A 20328-nucleotide genomic window follows, 5' to 3' on the forward strand; every position below is an offset into this window, starting at 1 on the left:
ATGATTTAATTATCTAGTCTACTGTGACAGGATGAACAAATGGGGTAGGAGTCTGATCTTTCAGGAAGTCCTCTGTCGAGTTGTTTGTATCTTTGTAGATAACTTTGCCGTCTATTATCTGCTTCACTTTACGGCGGACACTTTTTCCGTTATATGTACCTCCTGTTATAAACGTATAACCCGCGTCCAGATCTGAATGAATTCTCTTATTACGTTTCCCGGGGTCATTATAGACACATTCTATCGCATCCACCACATATTCTTTTGGAATCATCAGATATTGTGTAGCTGCAGATGTACCCGGTTTTGTGGACAGATTGCTTGCATTTGCCGCGAATGCAGCGGGATCTACTCCTTCCGGGAAGCGGAACATTATCAGTGCAGGGCCGAATACCGAATATAAAGCGTCATTCTGTGTCGTTGTAGTTGTCGATAATAAGGTCAGATTAGGTACACCGGCGGCATCCGCATCTTTTCCATTATTGATGTCCCCTACATAAGTTTCCCATGTCGCATTACCCAGGTTTACAGGAGAAGCCGGATTGCCCAGAGGGTCTGTTTGATGATCTATGCCATCCTGGGCAATCACAATACTGGTGCGAGGCTCGAGCGGATGATCTTTACCTGATCCCTCTATATAAAAACTATAGCCCCACAAAGGCAATACATTTAAGAGTTCCCCATTGTTATCGACCCAGACGGATGCACTACTGGAGGTAGCCGGATCTAAACAGCCAATACCTATATTATCCAGATATATAACTTCGTCTGAGTTGTTATATATTTCCATAAACTGATCGGAACTATAACCTACGGCTTTTCCTTCTACCGGAGAACCTGCATAATAATATTCTTTAAATACAAGTCCACCTGTAAGAGATGTTGCATGGAGGTCTACAGAAACAGCCATATCCAGAGACACAGTCTGATTTTCTTTCAGCCCGTTGAAGGCAAATTCTTCAGTTTCGTGAACTACGGTGAAGTTATATAAACCTGATACCAGATTGAATTGAGCTATACCACTGGCATCGGTGGTAGCTGCAGTACTGGAGCCGGTCTGGGAATTTACTGCTTTTACTTCAACTCCCGAAGCCAGCCCGTTGTATCCTTCCGGGTAATTTACTGTTACTTTTACGACATATCTTTTTGCTTCTTCATCATTGTCGCTACATGACGGAAGTAATAATATTGAAAGTAAAAAGATAAGCAAACAAAGTGACCGGGCGGTTTTAACCGAGAACTCTTTAGCATTGTTATGCTTAAAAAGTAATGTTTTCATAATTGTTTCGATGTTTTAAAATTTATAATTGATTTCTGCTCCAAAGTAGAACCTCGTGTTCCTTTTTACATCAAGTGAGGTCCTGTTGCTTTTTTGCAGCGGATTCATTTTCAGAAAGTTATTTGCCATAAAAGACAATGTGAGATTGCGCGAAAATTCTTTTGTCAACCGCAGGTTGAACTGAACGGCCGGAGGCAGGCTTTCTTCTACAAAGTAGTACGATTCACTGTACGTCCTTACCATTGCCTGATAGTCATTATGGGTGGAATATTCAGGTTTCCAATCATGGATAGTGCCTGTATTGTCCATAAACCCGACAGGGTCTACATAGCGGGTAGCACTCATATCTTTCAAGGCAGCATCGCCATACACCCTGTTGCCATTATCATCGTAATAGTAAATCAGGGAGTTGCCATTTTCATCATCCCATTTGTATTTGAACTTAGAGTTCCACACTATCTGGCTTGTAAGTGAAACTATCATTTTTAGTTGGGGTACATGGGTTATCATCCGGATATTTGTATTTATCCGCTGCCGGATTGTTTTATCGTTGGCCGGCATTACTGCTATATACGGATATGGTTCTCCATATAAAAGTTGCGAGATAGTTATGTATGTAGGGAGAGTATTGTAGCTTTCCTGCCACAACCAGGCTCCGTCTATGACAAACGATGTATTTATGGCTTTTATCTTACCTAAATCGACAATGTATTCAAACCCTTTTTTTATAAGCGTCTGGTTGTTTGCCGGCGTATTGTAAGTATATATCGCTACACTGGTCGATGATGGAGCCTCCAGGCGGTTTCCGTTCTCGTAATAGTAGACTTTGCCGTTTTCAAATTCCGGCATTTTGCCTGCTCCGTTTACTGTAAACTTCTCATAAAAAGAGAAGTGAGGAGTGGAGTAAAACGATAGCCCGTCTTTTAATTTTTCGTGATATGCTGTTAATGAGACGGAGACTTTATTTATCCTGAAAGACAAGCCTAACTCTTTTTTAGTGCTGCGTGCCGGTTTCAGGTTAGGGTTGGATGTGTTTAATACTTCGGTCGATATCACAGCTAAAGAGTTTTCCCCATCCAGATAATTGAGACTCATATTGTCGAAATAGGCATTATCCGGCGATATATATGACAAGGTTGGCATTTTGGATGAAAGTCCATAGCCTATGTCGATACTAAAATGATCGAATAACTGGTTGTTCTTTTTATTGAGAAATTCAAAACTTGTATTTATTCTGGGTTCTACCGAATGAAAATTTCCCGGTTGTACTTTTACAAAACGTGTCCCTGCCTGTACTGTAAGCTCGGTTGTGCCTATAGGCTGTACAACTTTATCTTCTATAAAGAAGGCATAACTTTTTAGCGTAGGGATGTCTTTAGGAGCCCTTGGCCTGATACTGGTTGTAAGATTTAGCATTGGCGGCCTGGATATGTCATATTCAAGCCCGCGGCCGTTATTCCCTGTAAGAGAGAAGTCTAATCCCATCTTAACGGAATTGAGGGTTTGCTCGAAAAATTGGCGGCTCCAGTTCCCTTTTAGTTTGGCAAAAACGTTATATGGTTTACCATCTGTAGAGTAATCCGTATAAAATACCCCCGGCAGATATTGTTCCTCAAACATTCCGCCTTCGTAGGAAGTGGGATAGGGTACAGCTCCGGTAGACAGTACCTGTAATGACTTGGTACGGCTTGTGTTCGATGCATAGTCACCCGATATACTATATTCCAGATTGGTGATCCATGATTTACGCAGCATCCATTTACCATCGATTCCCCAGCGGACTCCTTTTTGTGATGTCTTTTTTAATTCTTCGCTATTCATCTCAGGGTCGGACTTATTCTCGTCGATCGTGCTGTAGCCTGACAAGCGGATATTCACATCTAAAGGATTCGCTTTGTTGAGGAAAGTATTTGAGTATGCCACTGTTGCTGTCAGGCGCTTATAACCGTCAGATTTTTCACGAATATCATCGTAAGCTTCAGCATAATCAGCTCCTACGTTCAGTATGCCGGAGCGCTCTGGTAAGCGTAAGCCTTTATATATACTTCCTATCTTAGTATTCGGGTCTGTTTTCAATTTGGCTGTCCAGGGTTGCTCCCCGATCTTTGTTTTTACCAACACAACTCCTGAGGTAAGATTTCCGTATTCAGCAGAAGGCACCCCTTTGATGACTTCTACCGACTCCAGGTTGTCTGCGGAAATGTCACGTAAATCGATCCCTCTCCCGGAATAGCTGGTTTCATTGAATGATTTACCAGACCGGGATGTGTTGATCGTCTGCATGTTCGCGTCATTTGATATTGGGGCTCCATCCACAATAACCAACGTTCCCAATGCGCTGTTGTCGTTTTCTGTTATTTCCCTGATCTTTACTTGTCCCGGTGATGACAAAGCCGGATTGTCCGTTATTTGTCCCGGTAGCAATTGGAATATATCAGTTAAGCTTTTGGGCTGAATATGCTCGATTGCTTCTCTTCCGATTGTTGAGATTGACCCCAGCTTGTTTTCTGTTGCAGTAACCGTTACTTCATTCAAAGACAGGCTTGTCGGTTGTATTTTCTGTGTCCATCCTTCGATATTTGAATGAATGGCTTTGGTTACGGTTATTTCTTTATAACCCAGGAGGTAAAATCTGATACGGTGTGTCCCTGCAGGAACATTGTCCAATACAAATACTCCCTTTTCATCGCTTCTGGACCAGAGGCCGAGATCGACAATAGAGATAATTGCCATCTCTACCGGAGCCATCTCCAAAGAATCTAATACAACACCTTTGATTTGATAAGTATTATTCTGAGCCAGGGATGGATTTGTGTTACCTAAAATTAAGAAAAGGATTACTACTGCAGCAAGTTTACTGTGAAAGAAATTCTCTTTCATTCGGCAAAATTTATTAAATTTTATCAACAGATAAATGATGGATGAATTACAATCTATTAAATGATCATCAAAATTAGACTGTTTTGAAGATATCCTCAATACCTATTTCTGGGTATTTTTACCGTGCATCATACTCATTTTTATGTTAAATTGGGAGGAGATAATACAAAAAACAAGCAGCTTTCGTTGTAAGGCTGTTTTGGTATCTCCGACCCGGGAAGAATATAGACAGGCAATAATGCAATTTCACTTTTTGTCCCGGATACAGAATGTATGCATAATTATCTGACAGTAATACTGCGGCAGACAGGCTGAAGCCTAAAAATATTTCAAAGAACTCATAACTTAAAAACCGGCTAAATATAAGAATAAGGAACGTGAATCACTGTTCGATACATTTACGTATAAAAGGAAGCTATCCAACCGGGCAACTTCCTTTTTTCAGAAATATGACTACTCATTAAATTACTTTTACCTGTTAATGATGCACGAAGAATGCTAATCATTTAGATTTTTCAGGATACGTTCGGCATCCAGCTTTCCTTTTTCCAGGATACTTTCCATCAATACCGGAGCCCCGTTCTGACGTTTGCTTTCGTTCGATGCTTCCATAAATGTGAATATCTCGATTGTCTCATCAGGGTCGACAGGCACTTCTTTCGTCTTGAAGAATTGCAGAATCTGATCCAGCAGTACCGCATATCCCTTATAACCATCGGCCTGCACTACCTTTGTGCTACAAAAAACTGTTCCCCCGAAGTAATTATGGCCTGTGCGGATACTGCGGAATGTTCCGATCCTGCCGTCTGCCCATACACCTGTGACTACGCTGAAATCCTTTGTCGATAAGCGGCTTACTTCTGTGCATCCGGTTCCCATAACGGTATATAACGTTTCCACACCATGTATGCCGTACCACGTGAAATCTGCATGACTGGGTTCGTATGCATCAGGTGAATAGCAATCCGCTCCAAGCACTTTACCATGATCTCCCTTACGTATTTCCTGATTTACAGGGGAATATCGGAGGGCTGAAGACGAAAATACAGGAACATTATACTTTTTTGCGAGTTTAAATATCGCGATTGCTTCAGCCAGATTGGCGGCAACCGGTTTGTCTATAAACATGGGTTTTCCGGCTTTAAAAACTTCGAGAGCCTGTTCCAAATGCAGATTGCCATCATTGGTTTCGAGGAGTACACAATCTACCTGTTTGAGCATTTCGGCAATTGAAGATGTTATCTTTACTCCGTGATTCCCGGCTTCTTCAATATATCCGGGTATGCGTTTTGCGCTACTCTCGATTGTTTTTGATCCGTAGGGATAAGCAGCGACAATCTTGAATCCTTTGTACTGTTCAGCTGCATTTTTATCATTCAACAGTTTGATAAATGCCGGGGAGTGTGATGTATCCAGTCCTATGATTCCCAGTTTTATTACATCCTGGGAATACAAACCTCCTGATATAAACAGGGAGATGATTGATATTACTATAATTTTTAGCTTCATATGGCAGTAATTATTATAAGGTTAGGGTCTCTCAGACCTATTCATTGTTTTGGCTATCCTCACTGAACCAGTAAAGAGGCACTATCTTTATCGAGATATAGGATGACATCATCCTCAGTCCTTAGTACAGATGCCGGACAGGCTTCCGAAATATCTCCGTTTATCATATTATATATGGCCTGGGATTTAGATTTGAATGGTACTATACAGTACAAATACCGGGCTGATAGTAAGGTCGGTATCGTCAATGTCAACGCCTGTTCCGGCACATCTTCTATTCTGGCAAAGCACTTGTCGTTTACCTGCTGTTGCCTGCACATTTCGTCGAGTGTAACAACCTTAACAGTCTCCGCATCATTAAAGTCGGCAACATGGGGATCATTGAACGCAATGTGTCCGTTTTCACCTATGCCCAGACATACAATGTCAGGCGGATTCCTCTCCAGCAAAGCGGTATAGCGTTTGCATTCCTCGTCAGTCGGTTTATTTCCGTCAAGATAGTAAATATTCCGGAAGGGCAGCAGTCCGAATATCTCTTTTTTGAGGAAATTGCCAAACCTTTGCGGTGCATCTTCACTCAGATCGATATACTCGTCCAGATGGAAAGCATTGATTCTTCCCCAATCTATATCTTGATAACTAACCAGTTCCTTTAGAAATTCAGACTGAGAAGGAGCCGCCGCAAAAATCATATTGATATGTTCATTCCGGCTGAGAAGTTCTTTTATTTGTGTAGATACATCCAACGCAGCATTGACTGACATTTCTTTAGTTGAAGTATATATTTTTACCGTCAACTTGTCCTTTTTAAAGATCATGATTTAAGATTATTGTTTTGTGTATAAATAACTTTACCTTTTACGATTGTCGTTTGTACCGCAATATCAGAGTCGAAAATAACAATGTCGGCATCCTTGCCTGACTCAAGAGATCCTTTGGTTTTATCAACACCAAGAATACGGGCAGGATTCCGGGTTATCATCTTTATCGCATCGGATAAAGAAATCCCGGCAACTTCGACCATCGTGCGCACGAGCCGGTCGGCCGTGGCCACACTGCCGGCGAACGCGCTACGGTCGGGAAGTTTGGCTACGCCATCTTCTACAACAACCACCTGCCCCTTGTCTCTACTGCCCAATATATATTCTCCGTCCGGCATGCCCGCAGCCCTCATGGAGTCGGTGCACAAGGCAATATTATCGATGGATTTGAATTTACAAACATACTGGAGCAACGATTTAGGAAGATGTATTCCGTCGGCGATGATCTCCACGCTCATATCATCTATCATATAAGTGGCTTCAACGGCTCCTGCATAGCGGTAAGCGTTGCGCCGGGTGATTGTGGACATGCAGGAATAGAGATGGGTAACGTGAGTGAAGCCGTTTTTATAAGCTTCGGTAACCTCTTCATAAAGCGCGTCTGTATGCCCGAGTGAAGCCAGAATACCTTTCGACCGCAACAATCGTCCCAATTCTAAAGCGCCATCCAGTTCGGGAGCCATACTCCAGCGGATAATGTGTTTCTCTCCGTGAGCTAATATCAGGTTATACTCTTCCGGTTCCGGGTTCCTCAGGTATTCCGGGTCTTGGGCGCCCCGCTGATTGTAGGCAAAATAAGGCCCTTCGAGATGTAATCCCAGAAAATCCGCACCATCTGTATTTTGCTCTTTTGCCTGTTCATATATAGTAAATGTGTTTAGCAGTTCTTCTGTCGTGCTGGTCAGGGTGGTGGGGACAAGGCTTGTTGTTCCGTACCGCGCATGTGTACGGGCCGCCCCGAGGTATGCTTCCACTGTATTGTCCATGAAATCATGTCCTCCGGCACCATGTGTATGCATATCAATAAATCCCGGGGATACATAGTTTCCTTTGGCATCGATTACCATATCAGAATCGTTGTATTTGCCAAAAGGACCTTCCCCTATCTGCGATATAATGCTGTCGGTGCATACGGCAAAGCCGTTTTTTAGTATCCCTTCAGGTAGGATTAAAGTAGCATTTTCTATTATAGTTCTCATTTCGGGTTCTGTTTTTAGTAATCGGTTAGGACTGATTTAACGATAGCTCAAAATTAAGCTTTTATATTTTCAGAATATGGTTTGTAATGCGAATGACTGTTCTCATAAGACGTCAATGTTTCATTTAGAACATGAAATGGCGTCCTGTTACAATTGACAATAATCAGATAAAGTAAGAGCTTATCAATGCTTGTCATCAGCCACTATCAACTCAAAAGGTAACACTATTTACAGTAAACAGTAAACAGTGAACAACTCGTATCTCGTATCTCGTATCTTGTCTACTCGTAACTCGTAACTGCCTCTAGGGCGAAGAAATAATATTCGCCGAAGCGAAGGCGAGGCAAACTTGTAACTGTTAAAAAGTAACAAAGGTAACAGATATATCAGTTAACAGTTAGCAGTAAACAGTGAACTAACTTGTAACTTGTAACTGCCCGCAGGGCGAAGTAACTTGTAACTGCTTTAATCAATCTATCAAAGAACTATCAGCTAACAGCTAAAGGCTATCGGCTCTTATTTTATAGATAAATGTTTAAGAAAAAAATAACAACCGTTTTTACCTGAAAATTCCATACGGAAATAATTGAAAAGTATTTCTGCGCCTTAGCGTCTTTGCCGGAGATGATCAGTTCTTATTGCTTCTTATATAATTTTCTGTATTCCGCAGGCGATATGGATTTATATTTCCGGAATATCCGAGATACATTTTTAAAATCATCGAATCCGGACTGTATGGCAGCATCCGGCAGATGTTCGTCAGTGGTTAACAGTAGTTTTATAAAATGATTGATACGGTGATCCAATACGCATTGGTATATGGATGTGCCGACCAAGGCTTTGAATTTTTTTTCAAGGACCCTCCTCGATAAAGGGACGATATCGACTATATCGTTGACTGATACCTTGTTATTGTAGTTTTTGTTGATATAATCCAGTATTATCTTTATGTGTTCGTCCGAAACGGCATATTTGTCTGTCGACGATCTGTTTTCTATATACAGGGGCTTGACTACTATATTGAAAGCCTCTTTTATCTCCCCTTTGATATATTTGTCGAGTAGCCTGGCTGCCTGATATCCTCCGTTTTCCACATCGAGTACGATGGAGGATAGCGTAGGAGTGGACAGGTTACATAACAGTGTATCGTTGTCCACGCCCAGTATAGCTACTTCATCAGGTATATTGATATTAAATATGTTGCAGGTTTCCGATATTTGCAGTGCATAATAATCGTCACAGGCGAAAAGGGCAGTCGGCTTAGGAAGGGATTGCAGCCATTTCCCCATATATTCTGTATTGTAAAGCCATTCTTTGTTGTCGGGATTTTTGTTTTCCAGTATCTTGCATTTATACCCGGCTTTTTCAATTCTTTCCTTATAGCCTAATCCTCTCTCCCGGGACCAGATTGCATTCGAGTACCCGTAATATGCAAAGTTTCGGTAACCTTTCGCCAGAAAGAAGTCTGCGGCCATGGCACCTGTTTCGTAGTAGTCACCTGTCAGATTCGAAATGGATTTATTCCTGTCGCGATAGTTCTGTACAATGATCGGGATATCCAGAGTTTCGAATAATTCCAGATTTACATCCCGGAGTTGTGCTATGATGGCGTTTGCTTTCCATTTTTTTGCAAAGTCGGCGACACCCGCTTCGCCATACATCATTTGGTAATACAGAGGCATCCGCAGAAACGACCACGGCCCCACTTCTCTGGAGTACCGGATAATACCTTCCAGCAACCGGCGGCTATAACCACTCGAAAAATCTGTCAATACAAGTATCTTTAGCATAGTTATACAAGATTAGTTTAAAGTATTTTGGTTTATGATAGATAAGGTGATTGTACTATGAAATAAGCGAATTTTAAACTGGCTCCAAATCTTAAAAATAATCTAAACATTGTTTAATCGCCGGAATATTCAAATTTAATTTTTATATTTCCAAACAGAAAGCTAAGTAAAGTTATTTATATGCCTCAACCTGATATTTAGACTATAGTAGCAAATACGAAACTATATTATAAGTATAATATGGAGTTTTAGACTTGAAGAAGTATAACGGCTCCACATATTTTTTTATATCAGGCCGGAAATATTCAGTGGCTAAAGATAAAAATAATTTATAAATGAAATTGATACCTTGATATGGATACCATATTATTAAGAGATTATTAACATAAAATTCAAAATACGAAGAAATACCAATCTTTACTATTTGTGTATACCGGCCTGTGTGGATTTAAATACTCTGTATTACAGTGTATTGGTGAGCTATGGCGGGAATCTCCATATTTGCTGTTAGATTTAACATTATCTGTCTTTAAGACGAAACACAGTCTCCGTGATATTCAGAATGTCTGATAATATATGTATAATAAAGGCTTTAGGTCATTGCAGGGAGATGTTGACGTTTTTTGAGAATAGTAAGGCGTCATTTGAGTTCGGTTTTGTATCAAATAAGATTTTCTTTGTATTTAGTAACTGAGAATCAAATTTAACCTCTATAAAACACATTATCATGAGTACACGACGTGATTTTATAAAAAAAGCAATTGTGAGCACATCGGCTCTTTCGTTCGGGGGAGTTTTAAACGGTTTAAGTGCAAAAAGTTATTCCAATATCAACGGGGCAAACGACAAAATACGTATTGCCGCAATTGGAGTTAATTCGCGGGGAGGGGCCTTGGCTGCGAACTTTGCGAAACAAAAAGGTTGCGAGATAACCTATATATGCGATGTCGACAGCCGTGCTATCGCCAAATGTTCCGATGCCGTAGCTAAGATTCAGGGATTCAGTCCAAAGGGCGAAAAGGATTTACGGAAAGTTTTCGAATCGAAGGATGTGGATGCGGTTATCATTGCCACACCCGACCACTGGCATGCCCCCGCGGCTTTGATGGCGATGCAGGCAGGCAAAGACATATATCTGGAAAAGCCATGCAGCTATTGTCCCGAAGAAGGCGAAATACTTATCAACGGCGTAGCAAAGTATAACAGGGTTCTGCAAATGGGTAACCAGAGACGTTCCTGGCCAAATGTACAGGAAGGGATACAGGCGATAAAAGAAGGCATTATCGGTAATGTACACTTCGGGAAAGCATGGTACACCAACAATCGCACCTCGATAGGTACAGGAAAAGAGGTTGCCGTACCCGAATGGCTCGACTGGGATCTATGGCAGGGGCCTGCGCCACGCATTGCTTATAAAGATAATATAGTACATTACAACTGGCACTGGTTCTGGCGCTGGGGAACAGCCGAATCCATGAATAACGGCACACATATGGTCGATATACTGCGCTGGGGTATGGAACTGGAATATCCTACGATGGTGAACTCGGCCGGGGGGCGTTATTTCTTCAAAGACGATTGGGAAACACCGGATACACAAGTGATAAATATGGAATTCGGGAAGAATAAATCCATGACTTGGGAAGGCCGTAGCTGTAACGGAAGAACTATCGAAGGCAGCAGCGTAGGCGCTATGTTCTACGGGGACAAGGGTAGTATGCTGATTACCGGAAGTGACGGTTACAGGATTTTCGACCTGGATAATAAAGTCGTGAAACAGCAGTACAGCAAAATTGAGATAGATCCGCGCAACCTGATGAATCCTGCCGAAAGTCTGGACGCTCTGCATATAAATAACTTCTTCGATGGTATCAGGAAAGGAGAAAAATTGAATTCGGATATAGTTTCAGGGCATAAGAGTACATTGCTGATGCAGGTCGGTAACATTGCTCAACGCGTAGGGCGGCAGTTGAACATAGACCCGGCAAACGGACGTATCATGCAGGATACGGACGCGATGAAATACTGGAGCCGCGATTATCAGCCTGGTTGGGAAATGAAACTGTAAATGAGTATTTTTTAATCTTTAAATTTTAAAATCTTGAAATATAAAAATACCCATGAGCCAAATAAACAATCAACAATTAAACAAACGTAATACAACCATTGCAATAGTTATTGTAGGTGCGATGTTCTTTATCTTCGGTTTGGTCTCATGGGTTAATGCGATCCTTATTCCATATTTCAAGATTGCGTGTGAATTGACGCACTTCGAATCCTACTTCGTGGCCTTTGCCTTTTATATAGCCTATTTCTGCCTGTCTATTCCATCGGCCCATATATTAAATAAAGTGGGCTATAAACGGGGGATAATGTATGGCTTCTTCTGTATGGCCGTGGGGGCGGCCTTGTTTATCCCTGCTGCTCTTACCCGGACATACGGAATATTCCTCGCCGGATTGTTTGTAATAGGCGCGGGGCTGACGATACTCCAGTCGGCGGCCAATCCTTATATAACGATCGTAGGGCCTATCGAGAGTGCGGCTAAGAGAATAAGTATGATGGGGATATTCAACAAATTCGCGGGTATAGTCTCCCCTCTTATCTTCGCTGCCGTGGTACTGAAGGTTACGGACAGTAGCCTGTTCACCCTCCTGGAATCCGGCACATTGGACGACGCCTCCAAAAATATGATGCTCGATGATCTTATCCGCAGGGTAATAAAGCCTTACGCGATATTATCCGTAGCATTATTTTTGTTCGGAGTATTTGTCCGCTATTCCGTACTGCCCGAAATAGATCCTGAAAAAAATAATAAGGAAGAGGAGAATTGTACTCACAAAAGGACTTCCATCTTTCAGTTTCCATATCTGATACTGGGTGCTTTTGCTTTGTTCGTTCATGTAGGGACACAGATTATAGCCATCGACACCATTATCAGTTATGCAGGCTCAATGGGCATGAATCTCTTGGAGGCCAAAGCTTTCCCTTCTTATACTTTGACGGCGACCATAATCGGTTATATGATAGGAATTGTATTGATACCAAGATATGTATCTCAGACAAGGGCATTGCAGGTTTGCTGTACACTCGGTCTGTTACTGTCTTTCGCCATTATCCTTGTAAGTAAGGAAGTTGTTATTCTTGGTCACGAAAGTACCCTTTCCATCTGGTTCCTGTGTGCGCTGGGACTTCCCAATGCCCTTATCTATGCAGGCATATGGCCGCTGTCGATAAAAGGATTAGGACGGTTTACAAAGATAGGGTCATCACTGATGATTATGGGGTTGAGTGGAAATGCGATAATGCCGATAGTTTACGGGAGTTTTGCCGACCTCTGGGATTTGCAACATGCTTACTGGGTATTGATTCCATGCTATATGTATCTGATATTCTTTGCTGCACACGGACATAAGATTCAATCATGGTCATTCAGGCCAAAGAAATAATACATTTGATATATGAAATACTTAAAATATATATTCTGCTTTCTTCCGGTTCTGATTCTAATCACAGCTTGTAATATGCAATCGGGAAGTAAGAAATTTAATGGTTCGGAAGGAGAAGTGCGCCTGATCACAGTAGCACCCGCACACTTCCATGCTGCTTTGTTGCAGAAGTCCATGTTGCAGCAACTGAATTACAACGTGCAGGTATATGCCCCGAGCGGGCCCGAACTGAATAATTATATGGACCTGATTGATTCATATAATACCCGGGAGAATAATCCCACATATTGGAACCTTAAAGTATATACAGGGGATGATTTCTTCGGGAAAATGCTCTCCGATAAGAGCGGGAATGTCGTGGTGCTGGCCGGAAACAACCAGTTGAAGACTGATTACATACTACGTTCTGTGGGTGCCGGGCTGAATGTCCTTGCCGATAAACCGATGGCAATAGATAAAGCTTCTTTCGAACAATTGAAAGAAGCATTTACACTTTCTGCAAAAAATGATGTACTTTTGTATGATATCATGACCGAACGCTATAATTTCATCAATATACTGAACCGTGTCCTTATGCAGGACAAAGAACTCTTTGGCACGATAACCAAAGGCACGCCGGAAAATCCTGCCGTAGAAATGGAAAGTGTACACCACTTCTATAAAATTGTATCCGGGACACCTCTTACACGTCCTGCATGGTATTACGATGTGGAACAGCAGGGTGAAGGAATTGTGGATGTTACCACACATCTGATCGATATCGTCAACTGGGAATGTTTCCCCGAAGTCGCACTGGATTATAAAAAAGACATAAAAGTGACCGGCGCCAGCCACTGGGCAACACCTGTCACTTTAGAACAATTCCGCCGTTCTACAAAGGCTAAGAAATTTCCCGGTTATTTAAGCAAATATGTAAAAGACTCCATTTTATACGTCAATGCCAATGGTACGATCAATTATCAGGTAAAAGGCGTGAATGTCGGCATAAAAGTTGTGTGGGACTATCAGGCGCCCGAAGGAACAGGCGATACGCACCGGACGATAATTAACGGGACCAAAGCGGTACTGTTGGTACTACAGGGGAAAGAGCAAGACTATAAATCCAGGCTTTATATCAAAAAAGGAGCAGAGGCTACCGAAAGCGATTTCAGGAAGAATATTGCAAGAGCGATCAGCGACCTGAAAAATATTTACCCCGTATCACTCAAAAATGCATATGACGGCATGTTGGAAATAGAAATATCTCCGAGTATGGATGACGGGCATGAAGCACATTTCTCGAAAGTAGCGGAGAAATACTTCAACTTTCTGATTACACGTGAAATGCCCGATTGGGAAGTGCCGAATATGCTGGTTAAATATTATATAACAACCACCGCCCTGGAACTTGCTAAAGAAAAAAGATCCGGTGCATTGAAACAATAAAAGAGATGATATTTAAAAAAAAACAATATAGACGATGAAAACACAAAATTTATCTCGCAGAGATTTCCTGAAGAATATGGGTGTAGTAGGAGGGGGTGGACTTCTGTTATCTTCTTTACCGTTACTGCATGCATATGCCCTTAAAAAAGAGAAGGATGTAGCCGGATCTAAAGCCCGGCTTGCAATTATCGGAACGGGTTCGAGGGGAATGTATCACATTAATCATCTGTTGCAGATTCCACATGCTGAAATAGTGGCTATATGTGACATTTACCAGCCTCACTTGGATAATGCGGCAAAGCTATGTCCAAAGGCAAAGCAATATAAAGATTACAACGAAGCAATTAATGCCGCGGACGTCGACGGTATCCTGATCTCTACACCGCTTCATCAGCATGCGCCTATTTCTATTGCCGGACTTAAAGCCGGAAAGCATGTATTTTGCGAAAAATCGATGGCAAGAACTATCGAACAGTGTAAAGAGATGTATGAGGTTTATAAAGAAAGCGGCAAAGTCTTGTACATTGGGCTACAACGCTTGTTTGACCCTAAATACCTGAAAGCTCTGGAGCTCATACAGAACGGTACAATTGGTGAGATAGTAGGTCTTCGTAACTTCTGGTACCGGAATAACGACTGGCGCAGGCCTGTACCTGAACCATCGTTGGAGAAACAGATAAACTGGCGTTTATACAGGGAGTCTTCGGGCGGTTTGATGACTGAACTTGCTTCGCATCAGCTACAGATGGGCACTTGGGTAAATAAGTCCCTGCCTGACTATATTACAGGTTTCGGAGATATCCTTTTCTGGAAAGACGGACGAGAAGTTTACGACAGCGTAAGCGTTATTTACCATTATTCCAACGGGTTGCGTATGACATTCGAATCCATTATCTCGAATAAGCATTACGGAATGGATGAGCAGGTACTCGGTCATAAGGGTACACTCGAACTGGCACAGGGACTGCTATATATGGAAAATCCAAAACCGGCGCCGGGAATACAACAACTGATAAATCAGATAGAACATAAGGTATTCGACAGTATACCGTTTGCCGGTCCCAGCTGGGTGCCTGAAACTGCATCTAAGGCGTTGGGAGAGCCTATTTTAGATAATATCCAGACACACGACGGGTCTAACACTACAGGCGCTGCAGTAGATGATGGTTCATTGGCTCTTGTATCTGCTTATTGTACTTCTGTTATCACCGGAGAATCTATGCCGATGCTGGTAGAGGAAGCATATTATGCATCCGTTCTGGCCCTGTTGGGAAATAAAGCTATGGAAGAGCGTTCTGTAATCGAGTTCCCTAAAGAATACGAAATACCTTACCTGTAATATAACTACTGACATGAAAGATATAAAATTTAAAATAACAGCAAAGAGGCAACGGACAGAGTTAATCATATGGGGAGCCTCTTTTGTATTCGCGTTCTTATTGAATGTATATTCCATTATTGCCTTTGATACGGAATGGAAAGAACTCTATACACAATTGTTATGGGTGCTGAGTCTAAGTATAGGTTTCTATTTCTTCATCCTGTTTTTCCGGTTGTTATACTGGCTGGTCCGTAGTATAATCCGTAAGAAATCAATTAATAAAACGATTGAATAATGAGACTGATATTGCTTGCATTTCTGATTTTTTCCTTTCACCCGGGTATTGTATTTGCGCGGGAATCAAAGAATCTTGAAAATGGCGACAAATCCATTGTAGTCAAACCGGAAGATTTCGAAGGAAAGAATATATCCGAGAAGATTTCCAATGCGCTTGGTTTTCTGGAAGAGTGTAACGGTGGCACCATCTTGTTCAAGGATACTGCTGTTTACCTTATCACGGAAGCTATCGCCCTGCCATCCAATACAACGATGGTAGTCGACGGATGCAAAATAAAACTGGCCGACCAGACTTTTGATAATATCATCCGTTCCGGAAATCTCGATATAGATGAACAGAATCCGAATAGCTACGTAAAACAGTTATTACCTGCCAAGAATATCAGGATTACAGGTAAGAACGGTGCTGTAATCGAAGGTGCCGAAAATTTTTACGAAGGAGTTAATCCCAAAACAGGAGTCAGAGAAAAATGGCTGGGAGACTATTGGGGATGGAGAAATTTTACCATATTATTTTCTTATGTAGATGGTTTTGAAATATCCGGGCTGAAAGTTCAGAAAACACATAGCTGGGGTATTGTACTGACCAATGGATGCAAGAACGGCCATGTCAACAATCTCGAGTTGCACACGACTGTAAAAAACGGGGACGGGATCAGCGTAATACAAGGCGGATCTGATATCCTGATTGAGAATATTACAGGCGAAACATCCGACGACTCCATTATCCTGGCTGCCTTCGACGAATCGAGATGGAGCAACAATAAATATGTATTTCCTTTGTTACCGGTCAGCTATTCAGATTATTCCTACGGTGGGGATATTCATGATATTACCTGCCGCAATATTGAAACATCGGGTATACACCATGTGATGATTCTTCTCCCTTCGCAGCCGAAGATATACAATATCTATTGTTCCAATATCAGTGACGGCCCTAAAGGTGGAAAACGAAAAGTCATACGTATTTACGGGAACGGACAATACGGACAGGGCTTCAAGCCAGGGAACATGTATAATATTTATATGAACGGCATTCTTTCTTATAAAGCGGATATAGCACTGGAGTTTCTGGCACCTGTTCATAATTCGCATTTTAATAAGATAATACAACTTAATCCGGTCGGAAAAGATATTCAGACTGACCCGGAGAATGTCAATGTAAGAGTAACGAATACGGTAAAGAAGTAGACTGAATTTTATCCGTTCAAATATTTTGTTCATTCCGGTATTATCCAAAGCGAGCCGGAATATGGCGTCCTGTTCCCCAAAGTCTATTCACAGTAGATATTCAGTCCCCCTTTCCGAAGGGCATTTGGGGGATGCCAGCGAGCCTGTAATACCTATCGACCGAATCTTCATATAAGAAAAAACAGAACATGAATAACGATAAAAAATACAGACTATATTTTGTTACTTTCCTGATATTCCTGATGTCAGGTGCAGGCACATCGGCCCAGAATATTTCCAAAAGCTACACTATAATCTTACCTGTAAATATAGCAAAAGTCAATAACAAGACTACAATAACAAGCTATAAAGCAACTTCTACGGATATGAAATATGTGTCATTAAAAAAAGGAATAGGCGAGAGAGTCAGTAATGATAGCGAATCAGAACCGGATATTACATACGCTATAAATGTTCCCGAACCAGGGAAGTACAGGATATTTGCCGATGTGGTGAGAGAGGAGGAGATTAAGCCGGGAATGACGGTTGAGACCAGGTTGGTTAAACTTCAGATAGATAATCAGCGTATAACAAGGCGAATAGTGTCCAATCTTCATGAATATTCGGGGCATGATCTCGGTACATTCAATCTCGAAGCGGGGCAGGAATTGAAAATATGGCTTCCGGAAAAAATCTTTTTCGAAGCGATCAGAATAAAAACATATATTCCGGAAGAGGTTCCTGCCGGGGCAGTAACTTACACGCCCGCTATCACTCCTCCTGCGAGCCATCCACGGCTATGGGTTAACAAAGATAACTTGCCTGAAGTCAGAGAACGATTGACCAAAGGCGAGAACCTTGCTATATGGCAGGAAGTGGAGGAAGCAGCTAAAAAACCGTTCCCTTTTGAGTTCGATATGCGGAAAGAAGTATTCCATAATAATGAACTGGGAGATGTCGCAATTATCAAAGCTTTTTATTATCTCATGACCGGCGATCGCTCTGTAGGCAATGAAGTCGTTCGCCTGATGACCGGTTACTTATCAGTCCTTGAATACGGGAATGTCAGGCATGGAGATATCACAAGGGAGATAGGTAAATCTATCTATACGGCAGCGCTTATATATGATTGGTGTTATGACCTGCTGGACGAAGGTGATAAGCAGGTTCTCTATGAGAATATGATGCGCCTTGCGCCCGATATGGAAATCGGATGGCCTCCCTTTAAAGAAAATATTGTAAACGGGCATGCCAGCGAAGCACAGGTTAACAGGGATTTATTGGCAATGAGCATAGCTATATATGATAAGAACCGGGAACCTTACCGGTATATATCTTACCTGATGCTGGAAAAATTACTTCCGATGCGGGCGTTCGAATATCAGTCGCCCCGCCATAACCAGGGATTTGACTACGGTGCATACAGGCATGGATGGGAAATGCATGCGGCATGGATGTTTTACCGGATGACAGGAATCCGCATATTCAACGATAATATTTCCGACCTTAGAAAATACTGGGTGTATATGCAGCTACCAAACGGAGACAGGCTTTCGGACGGGGATAAATTCTCAAAAACTCATGTGTCTTATCCGGAGACGTTATTACTGGATTACGCATATGCAGGCGATCCGGTAACGAAAGGAGAATTTGAGCGCCGTGGCGGACTCTCCCGGGCTAAAGATAATCCTGTACTTTTCCTTCTGGTAAACGATCCTGACCTTAAAGCAAATCCAAGTCCGGATTCACTACCGCTGACGATAGATTTCGGTACTGTTCTGGGAGGTATGATTGCCCGTACAGGATGGGGTATGCGTAAAGAAAGTAATGATGTAATTGTCGAAATAAAAGGTGGCGGTTATCATTTCGGGAATCATCAGCATGCCAATGCAGGATCTTTCCAGATTTATTATCGCGGACAACAAATAGCCGACCTTGGTATATACCGGGCTTATGGTACACCCTATGACTTTAATTTCTACAAAAGGTCGGTAGCTCACAGTATGATGTTGGTAAAAGACCCTGACGAAAAGTTAGAGCACAGGACAACAATTAATGATGGAGGAAGCCGTTTCAACCAAAGGACTCCAAGAACTCCCCATGAAACGAAAACAGACCCGTGGTTCGATTATGGAACTGTACTTTCCTCAGATTTTGAAGCTAATACTCAAAAACCGTCATACAGTTATTTCAAAGCGGATCTCACTGCTGCTTATTATAGCAAAGTGAGTAATTATACCCGTAGCTTCTGCTTTCTGAATCTGAACAGAGAGGATATTCCGGCAGCTGTCATAGTTGCTGACGACCTGATTACATCTAAGGACAGTTTCGAAAAATATTGGAAAATCAATACACTCAATAAACCTTACTATTTGCAAACCGGAGTCGTATTACATAACAGTGAAAACGGTCTTACTGGCAAGACCCATCTGAATGTGTTACTTCCGTTGCCGGAAGAACGGGAAATAGAAATATCCAGTCTGAAAGACTCTTCCAGCGTATTAGGTGTACAGTATCAGATAAAATCGGCTTTGCCGGAAACAGATGGCTATCAGGTTGTTGTGTATCCCAGGGAAAACAAACGGAATAACCGCTTCCTTACTGTTCTTCAGATGGCGGCAGGTGATACCGGCCCCTTGCCTGTATATTTTAAGGAAGAAGACAATAAATATATTATCTTATTGCAAGATCGTATGGTATGTATGAGCGCCGGTTATGAGCAGATACAAGAGCCATTTGCTTTGATTGTAAATCAGGATATGGAGTTTCAGATTCTACTTACAGATTTAAAGTCCGGCTTCTGGAATGTTTGTGGTGAGGATAAGAATATCTGTCTCAACTTTAGGGTGGAGCCAGGTAAAAACACAATCTTCTTCAAAGCTGGAAAAGGTAAATATTTTATCACTCCGGGGAGACAATACGAACTTAATAAATAATCATAACTTCTTTATATACAGCAAGCCAATTTCAACGGATATCCTTTTAAACCACTGCATGCCGGGCGTGGCATGAATACAGCGTTCCTATATTCCCGTACAGTTTTACGACAATTGAACAGCTTGTCCTGATATCCCCAATGCAGATACAAGTATAAATTCAGAATGACGTAATATGAGGATTCTTTAACTCGAATATGACATCATGAAAATGAAAGAATAGATATTTTTGTTTATAGTGCAAGGGGATGT

13 protein-coding genes are annotated in these 20328 nt (G+C 41.8%); 7 read left to right on the forward strand and 6 right to left on the reverse strand.

All coding sequences use genetic code 11. The features are described 5' to 3' along the window. Window positions 1–13: 13 nt before the first annotated feature. The 6 genes from ACYQ3L_RS25950 to ACYQ3L_RS25975 form a co-directional block, all read right to left on the reverse strand. Entirely contained in the window at window positions 14–1279 is a 1266-nt protein-coding gene (locus ACYQ3L_RS25950) for a DUF4876 domain-containing protein (protein ID WP_379996733.1), read from the reverse strand. A gap of 15 nt (window positions 1280–1294) precedes the next feature. Further along, window positions 1295–4159, reverse strand: coding sequence for a TonB-dependent receptor (locus ACYQ3L_RS25955; RefSeq protein WP_379996735.1), 2865 nt, complete (start codon window positions 4157–4159; stop codon window positions 1295–1297). A gap of 498 nt (window positions 4160–4657) precedes the next feature. Then, on the reverse strand, window positions 4658–5668 hold the full coding sequence (locus ACYQ3L_RS25960; protein ID WP_379996737.1) for a Gfo/Idh/MocA family protein: 1011 nt from the start codon (window positions 5666–5668) through the stop codon (window positions 4658–4660). Window positions 5669–5727: 59 nt separating this feature from the next. Then, on the reverse strand, window positions 5728–6486 hold the full coding sequence (locus ACYQ3L_RS25965) for a glucosamine-6-phosphate deaminase (RefSeq protein ID WP_379996739.1): 759 nt from the start codon (window positions 6484–6486) through the stop codon (window positions 5728–5730). Further along, a complete protein-coding gene (gene nagA, locus ACYQ3L_RS25970) occupies window positions 6483–7688 on the reverse strand; it encodes an N-acetylglucosamine-6-phosphate deacetylase (protein WP_379996741.1) in 1206 nt (401 codons plus the stop codon). The genes ACYQ3L_RS25965 and nagA overlap by 4 nt, the downstream gene beginning before the upstream one ends. A gap of 635 nt (window positions 7689–8323) precedes the next feature. Further along, a complete protein-coding gene (locus ACYQ3L_RS25975) occupies window positions 8324–9478 on the reverse strand; it encodes a XylR family transcriptional regulator (RefSeq protein ID WP_379996743.1) in 1155 nt (384 codons plus the stop codon). A 727-nt stretch (window positions 9479–10205) separates the two neighbouring features. Between ACYQ3L_RS25975 and ACYQ3L_RS25980 the strand changes: the two genes are divergently transcribed. From ACYQ3L_RS25980 to ACYQ3L_RS26010, 7 genes are all read left to right on the forward strand, one after another. Then, window positions 10206–11546, forward strand: coding sequence for a Gfo/Idh/MocA family protein (locus ACYQ3L_RS25980; RefSeq protein ID WP_379996745.1), 1341 nt, complete (start codon window positions 10206–10208; stop codon window positions 11544–11546). A gap of 52 nt (window positions 11547–11598) precedes the next feature. Beyond that, the gene (locus ACYQ3L_RS25985) at window positions 11599–12927 is read left to right on the forward strand and encodes a sugar MFS transporter (protein WP_379996747.1); all 1329 of its coding nucleotides are present in this window, start codon (window positions 11599–11601) and stop codon (window positions 12925–12927) included. 12 nt (window positions 12928–12939) lie between these two features. Beyond that, window positions 12940–14352, forward strand: coding sequence for a putative oxidoreductase C-terminal domain-containing protein (locus ACYQ3L_RS25990; protein WP_379996749.1), 1413 nt, complete (start codon window positions 12940–12942; stop codon window positions 14350–14352). A gap of 34 nt (window positions 14353–14386) precedes the next feature. Continuing rightward, complete coding sequence (locus ACYQ3L_RS25995) at window positions 14387–15691, forward strand: Gfo/Idh/MocA family protein (RefSeq protein ID WP_379996751.1); 1305 nt, start codon at window positions 14387–14389, stop codon at window positions 15689–15691. 13 nt (window positions 15692–15704) lie between these two features. Further along, window positions 15705–15968: a hypothetical protein gene (locus ACYQ3L_RS26000; protein ID WP_379996753.1), complete on the forward strand. Its 264-nt coding sequence runs from the start codon at window positions 15705–15707 to the stop codon at window positions 15966–15968. Continuing rightward, entirely contained in the window at window positions 15968–17161 is a 1194-nt protein-coding gene (locus ACYQ3L_RS26005; RefSeq protein WP_379996755.1) for a glycoside hydrolase family protein, read from the forward strand. The genes ACYQ3L_RS26000 and ACYQ3L_RS26005 overlap by 1 nt, the downstream gene beginning before the upstream one ends. Window positions 17162–17349: 188 nt before the next feature. Then, window positions 17350–20076: a hypothetical protein gene (locus ACYQ3L_RS26010; protein WP_379996757.1), complete on the forward strand. Its 2727-nt coding sequence runs from the start codon at window positions 17350–17352 to the stop codon at window positions 20074–20076. The last annotated feature ends 252 nt before the right edge of the window (window positions 20077–20328 follow it).

This window comes from Dysgonomonas termitidis (assembly GCF_054657735.1).